We start from the raw sequence: 5,536 nt of genomic DNA, 5'->3' as shown, positions 1-5,536 counted from the left end.
CTGCGGATGCTGCGCTCGGGCGCGGCACGAGTATCGCCGCGGGCAAGAACATTACGCGCCGCCTCTATGCCGAAGTCATCACCGACGGGCGCGGCTACAGCGCCACTCAACTGGAATTCCGGGTGACGAGCTGGCTTTCTCTGCTCTCGGCGATCTCCACTGCCGGGCGGGAAAGCGTCAATGTGCGGATCAGCAAAGACTACTGAGAAACCGGCATGAAGAAGGGCGCCCGGATCGCTCCGGACGCCCCATTTCTGTATCGATGACAGCAGCTTACCAGCTGTAGTACATGTCGAATTCGACCGCCGATGGCGTGGTTTCCCAGCGCATCACTTCGGGCCACTTCATCTCGATGTAGGCTTCGATCTGGTCCTTGGTGAAGACGCCGCCTTCAAGCAGGAAAGCATGGTCCTTGTTCAGCGCGTCAAGTGCCTCGCGCAGTGAACCGCAGACAGTCGGAACCTTCTTGAGCTCGCGCGGGGGCAGATCATAGAGGTTCTTGTCCATGGCCTCGCCCGGATGGATCTTGTTCCGGATCCCGTCGAGACCGGCCATCAGCAGCGCGGCATAGCACAGGTAAGGGTTCGCCATGGCATCGGGGAAACGGATTTCAACGCGCTTGGCCTTTTCTCCGGCACCATAAGGAATGCGGCACGAGGCCGAACGGTTGCGCGCCGAATAAGCGAGCAGCACGGGCGCTTCATAGCCCGGGACCAGGCGCTTGTAGCTGTTGGTCGTCGAGTTGGAGAAGGCGTTGATCGCCTTGGCGTGCTTGATGATGCCGCCGATGTACCAGAGGCACATCTGCGACAGGCCGGCGTACTCGTCGCCGGCGAACAGCGGCTTGCCGTCGGCCCAGATTGACTGGTGCACGTGCATGCCCGAGCCGTTGTCGGCGAACATCGGCTTGGCCATGAAGGTGGCCGTCTTGCCGTAGGCGTGAGCCACGTTGTGGATCACGTACTTGTAGAGCTGCAGCCGGTCGGCCATCACCACCATGGTGTCGAACTTCAGGCCGAGCTCGTGTTGGGCCGGCGCCACCTCGTGGTGGTGCTTCTCCGGCTTCATGCCCAGCTCGCCCATCACCGCCAGCATCTCGCCGCGCAGATCCTGGGCTGAGTCCACAGGATTGACCGGGAAGTAGCCGCCCTTGGGCCCCGGGCGGTGGCCCATGTTGCCCTCGGCGTAGTCTTTCTTGGAGTTCACCGGCAGCTCGGAGCTATCGTAGGAGTAGCTGGTGTCGTGCGGCAGGACCGACCACTTCACGTCGTCGAAGATGAAGAACTCGGCCTCGGGACCGAAGAACACCGTGTCGCCGATCCCCGATGACTTGACGAAGTTCAGCGCCGCCTTGGCGATGGAGCGCGGATCGCGGTTGTAGGGCGTGCCGGTGTCGGGGTTCACGACGTCGCAGAACAGCGCCAGCGTGGTCTGTTGGTAGAACGGATCGATGATCGCCGAACTCAGGTCCGGCCGCAGCTTCATGTCGCTTTCGTTGATCGCCTTCCAGCCAGCGATGGACGAGCCATCGAACATGGTGCCGTCGGTGAGGAAGTCCTCGTCGACCAGATCGATGTCGAAAGTCACGTGCTGCATCTTCCCGCGGATGTCGGTGAAGCGCACGTCGACGTATTTGACATCCTTCTCCTTGATCTGGTTCAGGATGTCTTTGGCGGAAGCCATGGTCGTTATCCCCTGTTCTCTGTGTGTCGATGGTCGCCGCGGTCAGACCGCGGCTGGGCCGGTTTCGCCCGTTCGGATGCGCATGACGTCCAGGACGTCGGAGATGAAGATCTTGCCGTCGCCGATGCGGCCGGTGCGCGCCGCCCCGGAGATGGCCTCGAGCACGCGGTCGAGCTGGTCATCGGCGATCACCACCTCGATCTTGATCTTGGGGAGGAAGTCGACGACGTACTCGGCGCCTCTGTAAAGCTCGGTCTGGCCCTTCTGGCGCCCATAGCCCTTCGCTTCGATCACCGTCATGCCCTGGACGCCCAGCTCCTGCAGGGCCTCCTTCACCTCGTCCAGCTTGAACGGCTTGATGATGGCTTCGATCTTCTTCATGGCTTGGCTTGCACTCGGATGACGCCGTCCCGGCGCTCGGCGGGACGGAGCACGGGCGGGGCGAGATTCACAAGCACACTGAAGCGCAACCGCGGTCCGGGCGCCTCTCAAAACGGCGAACGCCCGAAAAACGGGCGCCACCAGGCCAAAAACCGATCAGTCGCGGAAACGCCTTGTGAGTGCGGTTTCGGCGCCTAGGATCGCGGCTCGCAGGCGTCGGAGGCGGGCAGGCATGGGCGATCGAACCCCAGTTCTCATCGGAGCGGGTCAATTCACGTACCGGGGCGATCCCGGCGCGTCGCCGTCGCCGACCGCATTGCTGAAGATTGCGGCGGAAAAGGCCGCGCGGGACGCCGGCATCGGCGCCGCGGGGCTGGCCGCGATCGACAGCCTGGCCGTGCCGGGCTTCACCATCGACGCGCCAGGCTCAGGCCGAACCGTTCCCCACTCTAGCAATCCGCCGGCCAGCCTTGCCGCCGAACTGGGCGCCGCGCCGACCTGGAGCGTCTATTCGCACATGGGCGGCAACACCCCCCAGCAACTGGTCAATGTGCTCTCCGAACGGATCGCCAGGGGGGAGGCCGACCTGGCGCTTGCCGTTGGCTGTGAGTTCCTGGGCTCGGCGGTCAAGCGGCTGACCCGTGGTCTGGGGTTTGACGACTGGCGGGAGGACGACAGCCTGCCCGCGCCCGAGCGCATCGGCGATCCGCGACCCGGGGTGACCCCCTACGAGGCGCGCCACGGCCTCAATCGACCGATCAACACCTATCCCCTGTTCGAGAACGCGCTCAGGGCCCGCGACGGCCGGTCGATCGGGGACCACCAGCAGCGTCTGGGCCGCCTGTTTGCACCGTTCACCGAGGTCGCCGCGCAGAATTCGGAGGCGTGGTTCCCGGTAGCCCGCAGCGCCGAGGAGTTGGTCGCGGTCTCCGAGAAGAACCGCATGGTGGGCTTTCCCTACACCAAGCTACTGAACGCCATCATGGAGGTCGACCAGTCCGCCGGCGTGATCCTGGCCAGCGAGGCCAAGGCCCGCGAACTGGGCGTGCCGGAAGACAAATGGGTCTATCTGCACGGCTGCGCCGACGCCGCCGACCTGTGGAACCCCATTGACCGGCAGGACTATCACTCCAGCCCCGCCATGCGGCTCACCGGGCAGCAGGCCCTGGAGATGGCCGGCGTGGGCCTCGACGCCATCGACCTGATCGACCTCTATTCCTGCTTCCCCGTGGCGGTGGAGATCGGCGCGGAGGAGCTGGGCTTGGCGCTGGACGATCCCCGCGGCCTGACGGTCACCGGCGGACTGCCCTACGCGGGTGGGCCCGGCAACAACTACGCCATGCACTCCATCGCGGTGATGATGCAGAAGCTTCGCGCCCGGCCCGGCGCCCACGGGCTGGTCACCGCCAACGGCTGGTATCTCACCAAGCAGTCCACCGGCGTCTATTCGACCACGCGGCCGGGCAAGCCCTTCGAACGCCAGGATCCTGCCATCCTGCAGCGCCAGATCGACGCTCTGCCGCACCCCCAGGTCATCGAGAAACCCGAAGGTCACGCCACCATCGAGACCTACACCGTCGTTCACCGGCGGGAGGGACCGTTCATGGGGATCGTGGTCGGGCGCGACGAGGCCGGCCGTCGGTTCGTCGCCAATACCCCCGACGATCCGGCGACGCTGGCGGCTTTCGAGGCCGTCGAGCAGGTCGGCCGCGGTGGCTCCGTCCGGCCCTCCGACGACGGCTTGACCAACCTCTTCACCCCGGATTGAGCTGATGTCGCGCCTCTATGTGATCCGCCATGGCAAGCCCGCCGCCGTCTGGGGCGGGAAAGACGACGACCCGGGTCTCGACGCCGCCGGCAAGGCGCAGGCGAACGCCGCCCGCGACTGGCTGCTGGCCCTGCCGCCCGGGGAACGACCCTCGCGGGTGGTAAGTTCGCCGCTGCGCCGCTGCCGCGAGACCGCTCAGCCCACCGCGGAGGCTCTGGGCGTCGAGGTCGAGATCGATCCCGTGGTGGGCGAGATCCCAACTCCCCGGGCCCTGGCCGCCGCCGACCGTCCGGGATGGCTGCGAAAGGCGTTTGGTGGGACCTGGCGCGAGATCGAGGGCGACCTCGACTACGAAGGCTGGCGCACGGCGATCGTCCGCTACCTGGCGGGCCGTGGTGGCGCGGCTGTCTTTTCCCACTATGTGGCGATCAACGCGGCGGTGTCGAAACTGGCCGGCGAGGACAAGGTGCTGACCTTCCGCCCGGACCACGCCTCGATCAGCGTGTTCGAAACCGACGGCGAGACCCTCACCCTGGTGGCGAAGGGCCCCGAGGCCGTGACGGGCGTGCTCTAGCTTGTCCGCGCCCCTGGAAAACGGCCCGGAGCTTTGGGCGCTGCGGTTCCCGTGGCCGGCGAAGGACGCCCACAAGCACGTCCGCGGACGGCTGATCGTGGTCAGCGGCGACGCCTGGAGCACCGGCGCCGCCCGGCTCGCCGCCCGCGCAGCCCTGCGGATTGGTACGGGTCTGGTCACGCTCTATTCCCCGCCCGAGGCGCTGGCGTCCAACGCCGGCCACCTGGAAGCCGTGATGCTGCGGCCGTTCGACACCGACCTGGAGTTAGAGCAGGCCGCCGGCGACGTGGACGTCGCCGTCATCGGGCCGGCGGCCGGCGTCAGCGAAAACACCCTGCTCAACGTCCTGGCGCTGGCGCGCACCGGCGCCGCCTTGGTGCTGGACGCCGACGCCATCACCGTATTCCGCAACGATCCAGAAGAGCTGTTCTCGGTCCTGGACCGCGACGATGTGCTCACCCCCCATGACGGCGAGTTCGAGCGGTTGTTCCCGGGCATGCTCGCCGCGGCGCCTGATCGGGTGGCGGCGGCCCGCCAGGCGGCGCAGCGGGCCGACGCGGTCGTCCTGCTGAAGGGTCCGGAGACCGTGATCGCCGCGCCGGACGGCCGGGCCGTGGTCAACCTCAACGGTTCGCCCTGGCTGGCCACCGCCGGGTCGGGGGACGTGCTGGCAGGCTTTATCGGCGGCCTAGTGGCCCAGGGCATGGAGAGCTTCGAGGCGGCCTGCGCGGCGGCCTGGATCCATGCGGAGGCCGCCGAGCTGCACGGGCCCGGCCTGATATCCGAGGACCTGCCGGGGCTTGCGCCTGCGGTCCTGCGCCGGCTCTACGACGAGCGTTGAGTGGCGACGCCGCAAGCGTTGCAGCGCAGGACGGCGCGCTATAGGTTCGCGCCCTCTGTCCGACACCCCGTTTTCTGAAGTCCGGAGTCCCCATTCGTGGCCGATCTGTTTGAAGAGGTCGAGGAGCAGCTTCGCTCCGACCGCTACCGGACCCTTGCGCGCAAAGCCCTGCCGTGGGTGCTGGCCGTCCTTGCCGCCGCCCTGATCGCGGCGCTCGCCTATTGGGGCTGGGACAAGTACCGCCAGCAGACGGTGGACAAGGCGTCGGAGCAGTACGCCGCCGCCCTCG

At 67.0% G+C, this 5,536-nt stretch carries 6 protein-coding genes and 1 pseudogene; 5 read left to right on the top strand and 2 right to left on the bottom strand.

Annotated elements, in window-relative coordinates; translation table 11 throughout:
• Positions 1-206: hypothetical protein (locus tag ACLL81_RS06380; RefSeq protein WP_411287511.1), on the top strand; the 206-nt coding region annotated here is incomplete at its 5' end.
• 67 nt (positions 207-273) lie between these two features.
• Here ACLL81_RS06380 and glnA read toward each other — a convergent pair.
• Complete coding sequence (glnA, locus tag ACLL81_RS06375) at positions 274-1,683, bottom strand: type I glutamate--ammonia ligase (protein ID WP_411287510.1); 1,410 nt, start codon at positions 1,681-1,683, stop codon at positions 274-276.
• 42 nt (positions 1,684-1,725) lie between these two features.
• Positions 1,726-2,064, bottom strand: a complete 339-nt coding sequence (locus ACLL81_RS06370; protein WP_411287509.1) for a P-II family nitrogen regulator — start codon at positions 2,062-2,064, stop codon at positions 1,726-1,728.
• 232 nt (positions 2,065-2,296) lie between these two features.
• Between ACLL81_RS06370 and ACLL81_RS06365 the strand changes: the two genes are divergently transcribed.
• From ACLL81_RS06365 to ACLL81_RS06350, 4 genes and pseudogenes are all read left to right on the top strand, one after another.
• Positions 2,297-3,832 (top strand): acetyl-CoA acetyltransferase, encoded by a 1,536-nt coding sequence (locus ACLL81_RS06365; protein ID WP_411287508.1) that lies wholly within the window; start codon positions 2,297-2,299, stop codon positions 3,830-3,832.
• Between the two features lie 4 nt (positions 3,833-3,836).
• On the top strand, positions 3,837-4,406 hold the full coding sequence (locus tag ACLL81_RS06360) for a histidine phosphatase family protein (RefSeq protein WP_411287507.1): 570 nt from the start codon (positions 3,837-3,839) through the stop codon (positions 4,404-4,406).
• A gap of 1 nt (position 4,407) precedes the next feature.
• On the top strand, positions 4,408-5,247 hold the full coding sequence (locus ACLL81_RS06355) for an NAD(P)H-hydrate dehydratase (protein ID WP_411287506.1): 840 nt from the start codon (positions 4,408-4,410) through the stop codon (positions 5,245-5,247).
• A 96-nt stretch (positions 5,248-5,343) separates the two neighbouring features.
• A pseudogene (locus ACLL81_RS06350) lies at positions 5,344-5,536 on the top strand (hypothetical protein); the annotation flags it as partial.

This window comes from Phenylobacterium sp., from assembly GCF_046590535.1.
Classification (GTDB): domain Bacteria; phylum Pseudomonadota; class Alphaproteobacteria; order Caulobacterales; family Caulobacteraceae; genus Phenylobacterium.
Note: the sequence above shows the minus strand (reverse complement) of the source record. Positions and strands in the feature narration are given on the sequence as shown.